This is a genomic window from Kitasatospora saccharophila, assembly GCF_039529925.1.
Classification (GTDB): Bacteria; Actinomycetota; Actinomycetes; order Streptomycetales; family Streptomycetaceae; genus Kitasatospora; species Kitasatospora saccharophila.
Genome location: NZ_BAAANS010000009.1, coordinates 19,637 through 35,776, shown reverse-complemented (window position 1 = coordinate 35,776; position 16,140 = coordinate 19,637). Strand labels below are relative to the sequence as shown.

15 protein-coding genes are annotated in these 16,140 nt (G+C 73.4%); 7 read left to right on the top strand and 8 right to left on the bottom strand.

Going from position 1 to position 16,140, the window contains the following annotated elements; translation table 11 throughout:
* Positions 1 to 37: 37 nt before the first annotated feature.
* From ABD345_RS08775 to ABD345_RS08740, 8 genes are all read right to left on the bottom strand, one after another.
* Positions 38 to 2,257: an SPDY domain-containing protein gene (locus ABD345_RS08775; protein WP_344551369.1), complete on the bottom strand. Its 2,220-nt coding sequence runs from the start codon at positions 2,255 to 2,257 to the stop codon at positions 38 to 40.
* Positions 2,238 to 3,146 carry an SPDY domain-containing protein gene (locus ABD345_RS08770; RefSeq protein WP_344551368.1) on the bottom strand — a complete coding sequence of 303 codons (909 nt, stop codon included), beginning with the start codon at positions 3,144 to 3,146 and terminating at the stop codon, positions 2,238 to 2,240. The genes ABD345_RS08775 and ABD345_RS08770 overlap by 20 nt, the downstream gene beginning before the upstream one ends.
* Positions 3,094 to 3,714, bottom strand: a complete 621-nt coding sequence (locus ABD345_RS08765; RefSeq protein ID WP_344551367.1) for a hypothetical protein — start codon at positions 3,712 to 3,714, stop codon at positions 3,094 to 3,096. Before ABD345_RS08765 ends, ABD345_RS08770 begins: the two co-directional genes overlap by 53 nt.
* A 10-nt stretch (positions 3,715 to 3,724) precedes the next feature.
* Positions 3,725 to 4,570, bottom strand: a complete 846-nt coding sequence (locus tag ABD345_RS08760) for an SPDY domain-containing protein (RefSeq protein WP_344551366.1) — start codon at positions 4,568 to 4,570, stop codon at positions 3,725 to 3,727.
* Between the two features lie 110 nt (positions 4,571 to 4,680).
* Positions 4,681 to 5,175 carry a hypothetical protein gene (locus ABD345_RS08755; RefSeq protein WP_344551365.1) on the bottom strand — a complete coding sequence of 165 codons (495 nt, stop codon included), beginning with the start codon at positions 5,173 to 5,175 and terminating at the stop codon, positions 4,681 to 4,683.
* Positions 5,176 to 5,516: 341 nt separating this feature from the next.
* On the bottom strand, positions 5,517 to 6,323 hold the full coding sequence (locus ABD345_RS08750) for an SPDY domain-containing protein (protein ID WP_344551364.1): 807 nt from the start codon (positions 6,321 to 6,323) through the stop codon (positions 5,517 to 5,519).
* A gap of 149 nt (positions 6,324 to 6,472) precedes the next feature.
* Complete coding sequence (locus ABD345_RS08745; protein WP_344551363.1) at positions 6,473 to 7,120, bottom strand: DUF317 domain-containing protein; 648 nt, start codon at positions 7,118 to 7,120, stop codon at positions 6,473 to 6,475.
* A gap of 264 nt (positions 7,121 to 7,384) precedes the next feature.
* Positions 7,385 to 8,152, bottom strand: coding sequence for a DNA-methyltransferase (locus ABD345_RS08740; protein ID WP_344551362.1), 768 nt, complete (start codon positions 8,150 to 8,152; stop codon positions 7,385 to 7,387).
* A gap of 495 nt (positions 8,153 to 8,647) precedes the next feature.
* Here ABD345_RS08740 and ABD345_RS08735 point away from each other — a divergent pair, with 495 nt between their 5' ends.
* From ABD345_RS08735 to ABD345_RS08705, 7 genes are all read left to right on the top strand, one after another.
* Positions 8,648 to 9,763: a C40 family peptidase gene (locus tag ABD345_RS08735; RefSeq protein WP_344551361.1), complete on the top strand. Its 1,116-nt coding sequence runs from the start codon at positions 8,648 to 8,650 to the stop codon at positions 9,761 to 9,763.
* Between the two features lie 100 nt (positions 9,764 to 9,863).
* Positions 9,864 to 10,172 (top strand): DUF6112 family protein, encoded by a 309-nt coding sequence (locus tag ABD345_RS08730; RefSeq protein WP_344551494.1) that lies wholly within the window; start codon positions 9,864 to 9,866, stop codon positions 10,170 to 10,172.
* Complete coding sequence (locus tag ABD345_RS08725) at positions 10,173 to 10,847, top strand: hypothetical protein (RefSeq protein ID WP_344551360.1); 675 nt, start codon at positions 10,173 to 10,175, stop codon at positions 10,845 to 10,847.
* A 17-nt stretch (positions 10,848 to 10,864) separates the two neighbouring features.
* Positions 10,865 to 12,424, top strand: coding sequence for an SCO6881 family protein (locus tag ABD345_RS08720; protein ID WP_380276248.1), 1,560 nt, complete (start codon positions 10,865 to 10,867; stop codon positions 12,422 to 12,424).
* A 116-nt stretch (positions 12,425 to 12,540) separates the two neighbouring features.
* Positions 12,541 to 13,995 (top strand): SCO6880 family protein, encoded by a 1,455-nt coding sequence (locus ABD345_RS08715; RefSeq protein ID WP_344551492.1) that lies wholly within the window; start codon positions 12,541 to 12,543, stop codon positions 13,993 to 13,995.
* 21 nt (positions 13,996 to 14,016) lie between these two features.
* Positions 14,017 to 14,460, top strand: a complete 444-nt coding sequence (locus ABD345_RS08710; RefSeq protein ID WP_344551359.1) for a DUF6238 family protein — start codon at positions 14,017 to 14,019, stop codon at positions 14,458 to 14,460.
* Between the two features lie 26 nt (positions 14,461 to 14,486).
* Positions 14,487 to 16,031 carry an ATP-binding protein gene (locus ABD345_RS08705; protein ID WP_344551358.1) on the top strand — a complete coding sequence of 515 codons (1,545 nt, stop codon included), beginning with the start codon at positions 14,487 to 14,489 and terminating at the stop codon, positions 16,029 to 16,031.
* Positions 16,032 to 16,140: the final 109 nt, after the last annotated feature.

Sequence of the window (16,140 nt, the reverse complement as noted above, 5' to 3'; positions counted from 1 at the left end):
GGGTCCGTTCGTGCTCGGGCGAGTGGGCGGTCTCGGGTCAGCGCGGGCGGCCCCGGTGCGGGGAGCGGGACTGCTCAGGGGCAGCGGCGGCGTCGGCCCGGAGCGTGTCGGCGTCCACGGAGCGGTGGCGGGCGGCCGCAGTGCGGTCGACGCGGGCGGAGGCTGCCGGTCGCGGCTTCAGGGGGGCGGCGGTCAGGTGTGCCGTGTGTTCGGCGGGGAGTTGGCGGGCGAGCCGGGTGACCGGTGTGGTGCGGACGAGGGCGGTGGTGACGGCGCGTCGCAGTGGGCGGGGCACCCGGTCGGTCATCTCGATGGTCCACCCCGCCTGCACGCCCGGGCTGATGTCGCCTGCGGTGACCAGCCAGCCGGGAGCGTGGCCCTGGGCGTGTACGAGGTTGCTGGTGCGGTCGACCATGACCGTCCCGCCGTCGGGCGAGGTCCAGAAGGTGTGACCGGCCACGTTGTCCTCGCTCCAGCCGGCCTCGGCCAGGGGCTCCAGGCCGCCGGAGGGCGTGGAGTAGCGCAGGTCGGCGGGCGCGGTGGTGTAGGTGGTGGCGAGTGCCTGGTGAACGGCGGTGGTGATCTCCGCGGGAGTCCGTTCGTCGGCGCAGAGCACCCACAGCGGCAGATCGGTCGACGGGTCGGTGTAGACCGTGAGCCACTCCGCGCCGGCGACCCTGGCCACCTCAGTGGTGCTGATACGGCCGCAGGGGCTGACGTACCTGGCGAACGGGGTGTTGGCGGGCGTCCATCCGGCGGCCAGCAGCGGTGCGGCGGGGGTGGTGGCTGCGAGGTGTCCGGGGCCGGCGAGGTGGACGGGAGCCGCTTCGACCAGCGGGGCGGGCCGGGGCATGCCGGGGGCGAACAGGCCGACAGCCTTTGCACCGGCGGCGGTGAAGCGGCGGTAGACCTCGTCGTGCGCGGGCCACTCGATGTGGTCCGGCAGGTCCTGCCAGCATATGATCTCGCCGTCCGGGGTGCTGCGGCTGGCGATCGGCTGGTCGTAGAACCCCTCCGACACCCCGGAGGCTTCGACGCAGGTGATCACGTGGGCGGCGACGGTGCCCGCCGCCGCGTACAGGTCCTCGTTGGTGAAGCACAGGCTCTCCAGCGGCACGGCCGGCACCGCCCCGTCCACGACGCGATCCCACACCGGGTGGGTGACCAGACCCTCCGGGTTGAACATGTCGTGGCAGTGGGCATCGGCGTCCGCATCGCTCAGGCCGAGCAGGCGGTGGACGTACCGCGAGGAGTCCACGACCAGGTCGAGGGCGAGCATCGCGCCCAGCAGCCGCTGTTCCTCGGGGAGTTCGCCCCAGCTGGTGGACGCTGTGGGCCCTTGCTGCGTGCTGGGGAGGACCTGGTCGGCCAGTACCTCCATGGCGTCCTCGACCCTCACCGTTTGGTCCGCGAAGGCGAGCAGGGAGGAGAGCGTCTGCGCGGTGGCGAGGTCGAGGTCGTGGTCGGTGTAGGCCCGCGGGAGCGGCAGGAGGCCCTCCTGGGTCATGGTGTAGCCGGCGTGGGCGAGGAGGCGCTCGTCCATCCCGTCGCCGTCGCGCCGCAGCGGTGCCGGGTCGGTGAGCGCTTGGACGAAGGCGCTGGTGACCAGCGCGGGCACGTCCGCGGTGAACAGGGCCTGCCAGTAGGGTTCTCCGGCGTCCTCGGGGCCGGCTTCGATCGCCAGCGCGCAGTGCCCCATCAGGTCGAGGGGATCGGCGTTTCGGCGCAGGACGGCGCGGGCGAGACGGTCGGGGGACTCGACGTGCCGGACGCCGCCGATGTCGCCTCGCTTGTGCCAGCCCGCGGCGACGAGCGCGTCCAGGGCGGCGTCGCCCGCGAACTGCCCTTCCTTGAGGGCCGGGTGTTTCTCGCCCGTCCAGTCCGTTCCGGGCAGCGGGACGATGAGGGCCTCGGTCACGGCGGTGACGAACTCCTCGGGGATGTCCTTGGAGAGGCCGACCATCCACTGGGGCGGCCCGAGGGGTTCGCGGGCGGCCGAGATGCGCCACCACGCTCCGGGGTCGAGCTGGCCCGAGGCGATGCGGATGCGGTGGTCGGGGCTGGAGACGAACGTCTGGTCGAGGGGGCGGTTGTGGTCCTGACGCCAGTGGAAGGCGAGGACGTGGCGGGCGACGGGGTTGGAGCGGCCGCCGGTTCCCGCGAGGTGGCGGGTGGCGATGTCGAGGTGGGTGTCCGCGTCGGGTTCGGCGGCGATCGGAAGGGTGTCCTCTCGGAAGTCAGCGGCGGCGGCGTTCACCGCCGGGCGGTGCGGGATCGATGGGGGCGGGAGCTGGCCGGATGCAGTCACTGGGGTGGTGGCGGCCGTGGGCGATGGCGGCGGAGGAGCGGGTGGGGCGCGCCCCGATGCGGACCTGGGGCACGTGGGCGGCCGGGACCTGCCCGCGCAGACGCTCGGCTGCCTGCGGTTCGACGACCTCGTTGAGCGCGGCGACCACGATCGAGTTCGGGCAGTGGGCGGTGAACTCGGCCTGCCAGCGGAGATGTTCGTATCCGCGGGGCCCGCCCCAGACGACGGCGCCGGGTACGGCGACAGCGGAACCGGAGACCTGGACGGGCAGATGGATGCCGCCGGTGCCGTCGGCGCGGGTGAAATCGCTGCCCAGAGCGGTCTCCCTCCACGGCGGGTCGGCGTCCTCCACCGCGAGGTGGACGGCCGCGTCCAAGGGGCGGCCCTCCCACAGCAGGGCGTCGTACCGGGCGTCCGGGTGCTGGTCGAGCGAGGAGGCGAGGTGGTCGGCGACGGCCATCACGATTTCCACCGGGGTGCGGGCGCAGAACCGGGCCTGCCAGTGGAGTTCACCGACCGGGGAGGTGTAGGCGGCGATGGTCCAGCGGGGCCGGTCGCCGTCGGCTTCGTGGTCCAGCTCGATCCGGGCGGTCTGCTGTTCGTGGACGGCGAGGGTGCTCTCGTCGCGGGGCCGCCAGCGCTGCCAGGTCTCGTTCTCCTCGAAGAACTGCGCGAGCGCGGCATCGGGGTCGCCGGGGCCGGCGAGGTGGCCGGGTGTGACGATGACGGGGGTGTCGGGGGTCAGGTGGAACTCCGTACTGCGGGCAGGGGAGGGGTGTCGAGGATCATCTGCCGTGCCTCTTCGCCTGCTCGGCCGCGGCCTGGGTTGCGGTGGCATTCGGGCCGGGCACCGGTGCGGGGGCGGGTGCGGCCGGCAGGACGCGGCTGACCGCGCGGGCGGCGGCGGATCGCCCTAACGCCCTTTGCGGGGCGGGGGTTTGGCGGTCGAGGTGGCGCTGCAGCAGTTCGGCGGCGGCGGTGAGGCTCTCGCGGGCACCCTCGAACGCCTGCTGCAGGTGCTCGACGGCCTCGGCCCGGCGGGGGCCGTCGGCGTGGACGGCGAGGTACTCGGCCTGTTCGAGGACCGGGCCCAGGGTGCGGATCATCCTCCGGCGGGTGGTGATGAGCAACTCGGCCTGGACTTCATGACCGCCCTGCAGCAGGAGGTCGATGCCGGTAGTGGTGGCCTCGATCGGCTTTGTCAGCAGGCTGACGTGGTCGTCGGCCAGGACCGCGTCCCAGTCGGCGGCCCTGAACACGCCAAGGCTCTCGGTGAGTCCGCCGGTGACCTCCGCGAGGGCCTTGGTGGCGAGGTAGAGGGTGAGGTCGCCGTCGTCGTCGGGAACGCGGTCGTGGGGGTAGGCGGCGCGCAGGGCTTGCAGTTCGGCCGGGGTGTAGGCGGACAAGGGTGTTCTTTCAACGGTGGGGGACGGGGCGGGGCGCGGCCGTGTTGAGCGTAGTCGGCGGCGGGGTGCTCAGGACGGTCCTGGGCACTTCGCCGGCCGCGATGAGTGCGGGGCTTGTTCCGGTGGCCGCCTCGGCCCGCCCAGCGGCGGCTACCGGTACGGTCGTCAGTTGGGCCTTCATTCCCTCGGTGAGCCCGTCGGCGTTGCGCAGCAGCGGCTCGGGGCTGGCGACGGCGGTGGTGAAGGCGTTCAGTACACGTTGCGGGACGTTGGCGGTGAACCGCGCGCTCCACGAGGTGGACTGCTCGCCCGTCGCGCAGGCGACCTTGAGGAACGGGTCGCGCCAGGGACCGTCCTTGTGGAGCGGCGGTTCGGCCAGGGACAGGCGCGCGGTGACGAGGCGGTCGGGCGAGGTGAGGGTGCACGCTCGGGCGGTGATGGTCTCCGACCAGCCTCGCAGGGCGAAGGGGTACAGAGCCCCCAGCCCCGAGCCGCCCCGGACGAACGCGTGCTTCTCGTTGCTGCCCCTGCTCTCCTCCACGGCGGCGGCGACCTCGTCCAGCGCGGCGGCGACTATCTCGGGTGGGGTGTGCCAGCCGAAGGTCATCTGCCAGTCCGCCAAGCCCCCGGAGTAGGGGTCGCTGCGGGCGACGATCTGCCAGGGGACGTCGTCGTAGTCGTTGCGGAAGCCCATCCGGACCCGCTCGCAGGGCGAGGCGAACGGTGTGAAGTACTCGGCGGGGCCGTTCACGGCGGGGCGGGTGTGCCAGCCGTACGCCTCAGGGATGGCCCCCAGGACGGTGTCGATCTCGCCGTTCTCGGCGCCGGCCAGGTAGCGCGGGGTGACGTGGAGCATGTTGTCCGGGTCGTACCAGTCCTGAGCGCGGACGAGGGCGTCGGTGAAGAGCGGGCGGGGAGTCAGGGGGGGCCTCTCGGGTGGGCTGGTGGTGGACGAGCGGGTGTCGGTCAGTGGCGGTGGTGCCGGCGGCGGACCTCCTTCGCTCGGGCTGGGGCTGCGTCGGGGGAGGATGGTGGCGTCCCGTCGGGCCTGCTGTCGAGGCGGGCGGCCTCGGCGCGGGCCTGAGCGGGCGTCGGCGGGGGCGTGACCCCGCGCATCCATTCGGTGGCGGCTTCGCGGCTGGTGAAGGTTGCCCCCCGTAGGCGTGAAGTGGCCTCTCCGGTACGGAAACTGACGAACAGGGCTACGGGCTTGCTGGGGTCGGGCGGGTTGCGATCGGCGGCGATGGTGTAGGTCTCGAAGTGGTCGCCGGTTCGCGTGGAGAGGCTGTCGACGATCTCGAAGCGCGGGCCGGACTCCCGCAGCAGGGTCTCGATCCGGGTGGACTCGGCGTCGCCGAGGGGGAGGAAGACGTCGGCGGCGAGCTGCCGGAGCCTGCCGCGGTCGGCGCCCTGGCCCGCCAGCCAGTTCTCGGCGAGCGGAGGTATCGGCTGGTCCTGCATCTCGGCGCGCAGCGGGCCGGGGCCGGGGCCGATGTGCAGGTGGACGGCGATGAACGGTGCTCGGCCCTTGTGATGGCGGCCGTGGTCGTAGACCAGGTAGTAGTGGTCGCCCGCGGTGCCGTCCGGTGGGCCGTAGCCGTAGAGGACCAGGCGGTCGCGGTCGTGGTCGGCGAGCCACTCCAGGACTTCGCGGGTGCGGGGGCCGGCGGCCTGCAGGCCGTCCAGACCGAGTTCGCTGGCGAGGTCGCTGACCTCGGGGTAGTACGTCAGGGTGGGTGCCCTTCCGTCGGACGGCGGGGACGTTGCGGCCGCTGGAGGCGGTGGGGAACCACCGCCGCGTCTCAGCGTGCCGGCCGGTGGGTGTGGGTGCGGGGCAGGGCGTCGTGCCTGCTGGTCGCAGGTTCGGGAGGTCGGTGTGCCGGGTCGGCGTGGGAGGGGCGCCTGCGGGCGGCTGCCATCCGGGGACTGGATGTACGGGTGATGGCGGGCAGCGGCGCGACGGGGTGGACGAGGACACGGGTGGCGGCGGCGACCAGATGCGTCGGGGTGTCGCGGGTGAAGTCGGCGGTCCACCTGGCAGGGCTGTTGTCGGCTCCGCACCAGAACGTGATCGTGTCCTCGTACCGGTCGAGTTCGTCGCCCTGCCAGGGCTCGGGGTGGCGCTGGACGGACAGGCCGGCGAGCCCGGCCCGGGGCTTGGGCGAGGTGACGGTGGTGCGGATGCCGGTGTGCTTGGTCCGCCATCCGGCCCGGGCGAGGACGGAGGCGGCCTCGGCGACGTCGCGGGTGGTGCCGGTGAGGCGGTCTGGGGCGCTCTCCAGAGTCCGCGCCACCGTGTCGAGGATCGCGGCGACGACCAGCGGGGGTGTCTGCGGGGAGAACTCCGCCCGCCACCTGGGCAGTTGGAACGGCGCATCGGTGACGTCGAGCTTCCACGGCCAGAAGTGGTCGGGCAGGTAGCCGACGTGCACCAAGCCGCACGGGCTGGCCACGAAGGTGTGCTCCGTCTCGGGGCTGTGGTGGTTGGGCCAGCCGCGCTCACCGGTGAGGACATGCAGGGCCCGTCGGGCGTCGCCCGGATCGCGGGGGCCTTCCAGGCAGTGCTCGGCGATGGCCAGCGGCTCGCCGCCCGTCTGGCCGCCGGTCAACGCGCCTCCCTACGGGAAACGTTCGTGGCCTCGGGGTGGCCGTGCGTGTTGTTCAACGAGTGCTCCCTCGGGCGGGTGGTCGGGATCGGGGTGGGCTGCCCGGGTGGCGGGCCGCGCGCGGTCGCGGCCCGCCACCCGGACGCGGGCCCCTACGGGCGGTCGGCCTTGAGGATCGCGGCGGCCTCCTGCGCGCGGCGGGTGCTGACGCCGACGTCGCGGGCCCGGACCGCGGCCGCGACGGCGCGGGAGTTGACGGGGGTGCCCTCGGGCAGGTCCTCGCGGGCGATGCGCAGGACGGTCTCCAACGGGGCCCCCTTGGCCCGCTTGCGCGGCGCGTGCTCGGCCGTTTCCTCGGCGGGGGACGGGCCCGTGTCGTCCAGGTCGCAGGAGAGCATGGCGGCCAGCGTGCTCTCGACGGCCTCGGCACGCCGGCGCTCCTCCTCTTCGAGCAGCGGTCGGCAGGCGGCGGCGACCAGGTGGGCCGGGGTGGCGTCGGCGAACCGGACCTGCCAGCGCTCGCCCCTCTCGTCCTTGCCCCACAGGGTCCAGGCGAGAGTGGCGCCCCGGAAGGACCGCTCCAGGCCGAACTCCTGCCGGTACCAGCCGTTCTGGGGCAGGAGTTCGAAGGCGCTCTCCACACGCGGTCCGCGCAGGGCTCGCCGCTGGTCGCGGGGGTTCGGTTCGGCCAGGTCGCGGGCGAGCGCGCACAGGAGCGACTTGAAGACCGCGTCGGGGGTGTAGGCGCTGAGCTCGGCCCGCCACAGGACGTCTCCGGCGGCGCTGGTGTAGGCGGTCACGGTCAGCGCCGGCTCCCAGGTGGCCGCAGGGTCGTCCTCGATGCGTACCCGCTGGCACGGGCTGACGAAGACGTCGTGGCCGTTGGCCAGGCGGTGGAACGACCAGTCGCTCGCGCACCAGGTCGGGCAGTCGTCGGGGCTGCGGCCGTCGGGGCCGGGGCCGGGACCGGGACCGCAGCCGGAGGTCCGGTCGGGGTCGGGAGGACAAGGGGTGGGCAGGGTGAAGCTCCTTGCAGTGGTCGGTGGTTGGGGAAGGTGGTGGGGTTACGACGGGTCGGCCTCGGCGAGGCTCTGCCGGGCTTCCGCCAGGCGGCGCTCGGCGATGTCCGCGTAGTGCTCGGTCAGCTCGATGCCGAGGAAGGACCGGCCCTCCATGAGGGCGGCGACCCCGGTGGAGCCGGACCCGGCGGTGAAGTCCAGGACGGTGCCGCCGGGCGGGCAGATCTTCACCAGCTCTCGCATCATCGACAGCGGCTTCTGGGTGATGTGCTCGCGACCGGAGCCCTTGGGCTGGCTGCCCTCCAGCAGCCCGCGCAGGTAGACGGGGTTGCGGTCGCCGTCCATCGCCCCCTTGGAGCCCCAGGCCACGAACTCCGCGTTCTGGGTGAAACGGCCCTTCTGCGGGCGCGCGGCGGGCTTGTACCAGGGCACGATGCCGCGCCACAGCCAGCCGCCGGCCTGCAGCGCGTCGGTCGTGATCGGCAGCTGCCGCCAGTCCGAGAAGACGGCGACGGTGCCTCCGTCGACGGTCAGCCGGTACGCCTCGGCGAGCAGCTGGCTGAGCCAAAAGCCGTAGCTGCGCTGGTCCTTGTGCTCGCCGGGGAAGTCCGGCAGGACGACCTTCACGCCCGAGGTGTACTTCTCGCGGGCGGTCCGGCCGGTTCGCTCCTGCGTGGTGCGCCCGCCCGAGTTGTACGGGGGGTCGCAGATGACGCAGTCGACCGTCCGGGCGGGCAGTTCGGTCAGCCGAGTCAGGGCGTCGCCCCGCAGCAGGGTGTAGTCGGGGGTGTAGTCGGGTTCGGTTTGGGTCAAGTGGTCATGTCCTCGCAGGGGTTGGGGGTGCCGCCGGTCGGCGGGGGCGCGGCGGCGCGGTGTCGCGCAGGCCGGCCGAAGGCCCGGTGGGCGGGGCAGGTGGGGAGGACCCGCCGCGATCCTCGCCGCTGGGCCTGAACAAGAACGTAGGCGACCCGATATCTCCCGGGCAAGGAATTCGAGATGGCCGGAGAAAATCCGTGGATTCCTTGCCCGGGAGATATCCGACCGCCTAGCGTCTTGCTTGTCGCCAGGAGCACCGACCTGCTGACCTGCACCGACGGAAGCGGGAACTTCCCTCGGACGCAGGCGGATCGGAGGCCCGGCCGATTCCACCACACCCCTTTGCAGCGCACGCACGCCCTTGGACGAGTCCGCCTGCGCTGCTGTCACACGATCGGAGACACCCGTGCCGGGAATCCCCCTGCCCGATTTCTCGACCGCCCGCGCCCCGGGCCCGCACCGAGGAGGTCCGCGCCGCCAGCGGCGCCGCCGGTGAAGAAACTCGCCGCCGGCCTCGCGGCCGGGATCCTGCTGGCCCCGCTCCTCCTGGCCGTGCCGTTCGCGGCCCTCGCCGGGAACGCGGCGGCCGCCTGCCCGACAGCGGACTCGCAAGCCGTGGACAGCGCCGCCGTCGAAGCAGCGGTCAAGCTGATCCTCGGCGGCGGATCTGGACCCACCGTCCCGGTGGAGGGCCTGGACCTGCCCACCACCCAGATCCCTATGGCCAAGGCCATCGTCGCCACCGGCATCGCCCTGCAGGTCCCGGCCCGCGGCCAGGTCATCGCCCTGGCCACCGCCATGCAGGAGTCCCGCCTGCGCAACCTCACCTACGGCGACCGCGACAGCCTGGGCCTGTTCCAGCAGCGCCCCTCCCAAGGCTGGGGCACCCCCGAGCAGGTCACCGACCCCGTCTACGCGAGCACCTCCTTCTACAAGGCGCTGCTGGCGGTGCCCGGTTGGCAGGAGCTGCCGCTCACCATCGCCGCGCAGAAGGTGCAGCTCAGCGGTTTTCCGGACGCCTACGCACAGTGGGAGCCGCTGGCGACCGCCCTTCAGCAGGCGATCGGCGCCTCGCTCGGCGTACCCGCCGCCGGCACCGCGCCGACGGCCGCCGCCTCGCCCGGCTTGTGCACATCGCCGGGCACGGACACGGACTGGGGAGTGATCCCGCCAGGCACCCTGCCGGCTGGCTACCAGATCCCCAGCGATGCGCCCATGCCCGTGCAGTCCGCGATCCGCTGGGCCCTCGGCCAGCTCAACACCCCCTACCAGTGGGGCGGTTCCTGCACCAACAGCCACGGCGAGGACCCGATGGGCCGCTGCGACTGCAGCAGCCTCGTGATGCAGGCGTACCGGGCCGCGGGCGTCAACACCCTCGACCGCGTCACCTACGACCAGGTCAAGCAGGGCACCGCCGTCCAGCCGGCCGACGTGCGGGCCGGTGACCTGCTGTTCACCGAGCCGGGCCCCAGCGGCCCCGAGCACGTCGGGATGTACATCGGCTCCGGCCTCGTGGTGCACGCCCCGCACACCGGCGACGTGGTCCGCATCGCCCAGTGGGACTCCTGGAAATCCGGCGTGATCGCCATCCGCCGCATCGTCCCCTGACCTTCCCCCTCCCCTCCCTTTCCCCCTTCACCTCCGTGCCGCGGCGGCGTGCCGTCCCGCGCCCCGGCATGCCCAAATCCCCCTGGAGAAACGTTTGTCCTTGATCCTCGCCGAGGCAGTCACCCGCCTGGCCTACGACCCCGGCGTCACCCCTGCCGAAGGCGGTCTGCCGGGCCTGTCCGTCCTCAAGCAGGTCGTCAGCAGCATCAACTTGTTCGGAATCGTGGCCACGGTCGGCGCACTCGCCGTCGCCGGCGTCGTCTGGGCCTGGGGCCACCACACCGGCAGCCACGGCGCCGAGAGCAAGGGCAAGCAGGGCGTTCTGGCCGCCGGCGGTGTCGCTCTGCTGCTGGGCGCCGCGAACGGCCTGGTCGCTTTCTTCTCCACCCTCGGAACGCAGGTCAAGTAAGTGCCCAAGTCCCGTCCGTACAGCAGTAGTCCGGTCTTCGGCCGGAGGATGCTGATCGGGCTGGGCGTGCTGCTGGCCGCCGCCCTGCTGGCCGGGCTCGCCGCCCGGCTGGCGGGCGGCGGTCACGCCGACCACCCCGCCGCCCAGCCCACCACCGCCCCCCGGCCAGCCTCCCCGGCACCCTCCTCCGCCGAACCGTCCGGCGAGGCCACAGGGAGCGTGGCCCGTCCTCCGCACACCACCTCCCCGACCGACTACGCCACCGAGTTCGCCCGCACCCTGTGGTCCTACGACACCCGCACGCTCGACCAGCCGGGCTTCGTCAACGGGCTTCGGCTGTGGCTCACTTCGGAGAGCCAGTACGCCGACGGATCCTCCGTCGAGGCCCAGGTCCCGGACCCGGTGCTCTGGTCGCGGATGCGCGACAACGAGCAGACCTCCACCGCCCGCGACCTGCAGGCGCACCTGCCGGACGGCTTCCGGCAGGCCGTCGCCCAGGACCCCGGCGCGCTGAGCCGCGCGTACATCTACGCCGTCACCGTCACCGGCACCGTCGACATCGCCTGGAACGGCGGCGGCCGCGGCGGCGAGTCCCGGGCGATCACCCTGGCCGTCCAGTGCCGCCCGCAGCAGGACTGCGCACTGGCCGCCATCGCCCCCACCGTCTACCCGTGAGCTGACCGCTCCTCTATATAGGAAGGAGGGGGTTCCCTATCGGGTTCTGCGACCTCCCTCTCGCCGGCGCGCTGTGCGACCTCACTCCGGGCGGCGTCGCCAGCGGCATCACCACCAGCATCGGCAACTGGATCGCCCAGAGCTGCGGCGACCTCGCCAAGTCCGCAGTCGACATGGCCAGTCGGGCCGTCGACCAGACCACCTCCGTCGACCTGTCCGCCGACTGGTTCCGTACCAACTACGCGTTGATCCTGCCCATCGCGCTGACGATGATCGTGATGACGTTCACCCTGCAACTCGTCAGAGCCGCGTGGCGCCGCGACGGCCAAGCCCTCGGCCAGGCCGTCACCGGCACCGTCTCCTCGGTCTTCTTCGCGATGTGCGCGATCACCTTCACCTCCGTGGCCATCGCCGTGGTCGAGGCCCTGAGCCGGGGCCTGTTCACCATCGCCAACTCCAGCATGGACGACGCGGTGCGCCGCCTCGTCAAGGTCTCGATGATCACCGCAACCACCCCGCTGGGCTGGGCGATCCCCGCCCTGACAGCCCTGGGCTGCGCGGTCGGCGCGATCCTCTACTGGGGCATGATGATCTTCCGCAAGGTCAGCATCCTCGTCCTGGTCGTCCTCGCCCCGCTGGCCGCGGCGGGCGGCCCCTGGGAGCCGACGCGCGACTGGAAACGCCGCTGGGTGGAAGCCACCGCCACCGTCGTCGTCTCCAAGCTGGTGATGACGATCATCATGCTGGTGGGCGTCTCCGCGATCGGCGACAGCGACACCAAGGACGGCCTGACCGCGCTCAGCGACATCATCGCCGGCCTGGTCGTGATGGCCCTGGTCCTGTGCTGCCCGTTCATGATCTACAAGTTCGTGCACTGGGCCGGCGACGGGCAGGCCCACGACCTGCACCGCTCCACCGCCGCGGGTCTGCAGACCGCCACCGCCGCCGCCAAGCAGGGCGGGCAGATGGCGATGCGCGCGGGCACCGGGGGCGCCGGAGCCGTCGCGGGTGGTGCCGGAGCGGCCGGTGCGAGCGGGGCCGCCAGCCCGCAGGGCCCCTCCCAGGTTCCCGGCATGTCGTCCGGCGCGGGATCAGGGCCTTCAACCGACAGCGCCACCGGCGCCCTCGCCAAGGCGACCCCGACCAGCTTCCGCTACGGGGCGCCCACGCGCTCCGGGCCGGGCGACGGCGGCGTCCCCCTGCTCACCCGCTCCACCCCCAGGCCCCGTTCGGACGGCGACCAGGGCACGCCCCTGCTGGCCCATGCGGGCTCCTCCGGATCCGCCCCCGCCGCCGGTTCCTTCCCCGCAGGCAGCACCTCGCCGGCCAGCAAGGCGGCCGGCGCCTCCGGTGCCTCCCGGATCTCCACACCCGGCTCCACCGGTGGACCTTCCGCCGCCGGACCCTCCGCCACCGGACCGGCCTCGACCGGTTCCTCCGCCGCGCCCGCCGGCGGCGCCGCTTCGCCCAGCGGCCCGGCCTTCAGCCCGGTCATCGTGCCGCCCGCGGGCCGACCGTCCACTCCGGCTCCGGCCGGGCAGCGCTTCCGCTTTCCCGAGCGCCCGCCGTCCTCCTGACGCCCGGTGCCTTCTCCCTGCTGTGTCCCCGCGCCTTCGCGCCCGCCCTCCCGTGCCGCTCCGGTCCGGGAGGGCCCGGACCGGCCCCGCCCCCGCACCCCAGGTAGAGAACAGCCCTGACCAGCGAATACCCCGACACGATCCGATTCCCCGTCCGCGCCCGCCGAGGCATCCTCCTCGGCCTGAACCTCCCGCAGCTCGCCATCGCCGGCACCGGCGGCCTGCTGCTGCTCGCCGTCCTGATGACCATGGGCGTCCCTGCCGCCCTCTTCCTCACCCCGCTGTGGGCCCTGCTCGGCGCCGCCATCGTGGTCCGCATCCGAGGCCGCTCCCTCGCCGAGTGGGTGCCGATCGCCCTGCGCTACCAGCTGCGCCGCACCCGCGGCCAACTCCTGTGGCTGGCAAGGCCCTCCACCCGCCCCCGCCGCGAAGGGCTGCTGCACCTGCCCGGCACCGCGGCCTCCCTGCGCGCCGTCACCAGCCCCGACGGCCGCCTCGGCGCCGTCCACGACCAGCAGCAGGGCACCCTCACCGCCGTCACCCGCGTCTCCTCCCGCGCGTTCGCGCTGCTCGATGCCGCCACCCAGAACGCCAACGTGAACGGCTGGGGCCGCACGCTGGCCGCGCTCTCCCGCTCCGGGCAGATCACCCGCATCCAGGTCATCGAGCGCACCGTCCCCGACTCCGGCGACACCCTGCAGCGCTACTGGCTGGAGCACGGCCGCCCCTCCACCCCCGTCGCCGGCCCGATCTACGAGGACCTCCTCGCCGCCGCCGGACCGAGCGCCGCCCCGCACGAGGCGTACATCGCCGTCGCCCTCGACCTGCGCGAGGCCCGCCGCCTGATCAACCAGGCCGGCGGCGGCCTCACCGGCGCCTTCGCCGTCCTGCAGCAGTTGACCGCGAGCCTCGACCAGTCGGTGCGCGGCGCGGGCCTGGCCCCGGGCGGCTGGCTGACCGCGGGCGAGATCGCCGCCGTCGTGCGCACCGCCTACGACCCGGCCGTCCTGGGCGCGCTGGAGCGCTGGAGCGAGAACGGCCGCCCGGAGGCCGACGTCGCCGCCGCCGGCCCCGTCGTCCTGGTCGAGGAGCCGGAGTCGATCCGCACAGACTCCGCGCACCACACCGTCTTCTGGATCGAGCAGTGGCCCCGCACCGAAACCTCGGCCGGGTTCCTCCACCAGCTGCTCTACTCCTCCGGCGTGCGGCGGACCCTGTCGATCACCTACGTCCCCCAGCAGCTCGATGCCGCGCTCAAGGACGTCCAGCGCAAGAAGGCGACGATCATCTCGGACGCCGCCGAGCGCGTGCGCCGCGGCCAGGTCGACTCCGAGACCGACACCGTCGAGTACGCCGACGTCAAGCAGCGCGAACTCCAGCTGATCGCCGGCCACGCGGACGTCGCCATGACCGGGCTGCTCGTCGTCTCCGCCGACGAACCGGAGCAGCTGAGCGCCGCCTGCGCCCAGGTCGAGACCGCCGCCGTCGCCGCCCTGATCGACCTGCGCCGCCTGACGATGCAGCAGGCAGAGGCTTTCACCGCCGCCGCCCTTCCCCTCGCCCGACTCTGACCGCCGAAGGGCACCCACTTCTTGACGCACGACCTCCCCGACCGCTGCGACCTGCTGCGCTTCGCCAGCGCCGCGGTCGACGTCCATCACCACACCCGCCTCGCCGACGGCGAAGCCGTCTCCCGCACCGAGCTCGACGACCTCCACGCCCACACCGTCGCCCTGTTCGATCTCCTCGACACCGCCACCGCCCGCACTCGCCCCCACACCCCGGCCGCCGGCGACCACCTCCACAACGCCCGCCTGCGCGTGTGGCAGGTGGCAGAGCACCTCCACGACGCCTACCACGCCGCCCCCCGCGCGGACGGCCGACGGCCCACCCGCGAAGCCTGCGCGCTGCGCCTTCCCGACGGTGCACCCGACCTGACGATCTGCCAGCGCCGCGCCGTCGCCGCCGCCCGGCTGCGCCGGATCACCACCCCCGCCGATCTGCACGCCCCCGCCCCCGGCCTCCTGCGCCGCTGAGCCCGACCCCGCAGAGAGGAGACCGGTTGCGCAACCGCACCAGCACCAGCGCCAGTCCCCTGTTCACCCCCGCCCGCGCCGCTCGCGCCGAGCGCCGCCGCGCCCGCCGCGACCTCGCCGAAGCCCGCCGCCAGGCCCGCCTCGCCGACCAGCCGGTACACCGCACTACCGCAGAGGTCGACGAACTCGACGAGCGCCCCCTCTACCCGGCCGCAGGCCGGCCCGGCCCCGCCTCCGCCCGCGGCGGCAAACTCCGCCTCCCCCCGCACCGCATGACCACCGCGGTCGCCGCCGGCGCGTTCCCCTTCCTCGCCGAAGGCGGCCTCGGGGCGGGCGGCGTCTACCTCGGCCGCGACGTCCACTCCGAATCCAGCTACCTCTTCGACCCCTTCGCCTTGTATGGCCGCGTCGAGGGCTTCACCAATCCCAACGTGGTGCTGGCCGGCGTGATCGGCATGGGCAAGTCGGCGCTCGCCAAGTCCATCGCCACCCGGTCGATCGCCCACGGCTACAAGGTCTACGTCCCCTGCGACCCGAAGGGCGAATGGACTTCCGTCGTACGGGAGTTGGGCGGCCGGACGATCTCGCTCGGGCCCGGCATGAGCGGACGCCTCAACCCGCTCGACGCCCCGCCCCCGCCGCCGGGCGCCGACCCGGACGACTGGGCGGCCGAGGTCCGCAAGCGCAGGCTGCTGCTGCTGGCGGCGCTGGCCCGCACCGTCCTGCACCGCGACCTGCTGCCGATGGAGCACACCGCGCTCGACGTCGCCCTCGACGAGGTCGTCGCCGACGCCCACCGCACCGGCCGCGTCCCCCTGCTGGGCCACATCGCCTCCATGCTCGGCAACGCCGCACGCCTCGACGACGCACTGGGCGACCCGGCCCGCCGCCTGGGCGCCGCCGCCGAAGACCTCGCCCACGCCCTGCGCCGCCTCGTCCAGGGCGACCTGGCCAACATGTTCGACGCCCCGAGCACGGTCGAGTTCGACCCGACCGCCCCGATGCTCAGCATCGACCTGTCCGCCTTGGGCTCCGCAGGCGACGACACCGGCCTGATCCTCGCGATGACCTGCGCCTCCGCCTGGATGGAGGCCGCGCTCTCGGACCCCAGCGGCGGCCGCCGCTGGGTCGTCTACGACGAGGCGTGGCGCCTGATGCGGCACCTGCCGCTGCTGGAGCGCATGCAGGCCCAGCTCAAGCTCGCCCGCGGCCTGGGCATCGCCAACCTCATCGTCATCCACCGCCTGTCCGACCTGCTGTCGGCCGGCGACGCCGGATCCCGCGGCCGAGTCCTCGCCGAGGGCCTGCTCTCCGACTGCGCCACCCGCATCATCTACCGGCAGGAGCCCGACCAACTCGCCGCCACCGCGAGCCTGCTGGGCCTGACCGGCGTGGAGACCGAGGCCATCGCCAACTGCGGCCGGGGCCGCGGACTCCACAAGCTCGCCGGTCGCTCCTTCATCGTCCAGCACGTCCTGCACCCGGCCGAGCGCGCCCTGTTCGACACCGACGCCCGGATGGGCGAGAACCCCCGCGGGTTCACGAATCCCGAAGCCCTGCGGGCCGCGTGATCCGCTCCCGACTCCCAGCCGCCCGCCCTGTCCGGCGGTGACCCTCGACACCGACCCCACCCAAACCAGGAGAACCCCATCGAAGCCCATCCCACCGCTGCCGTCTTCC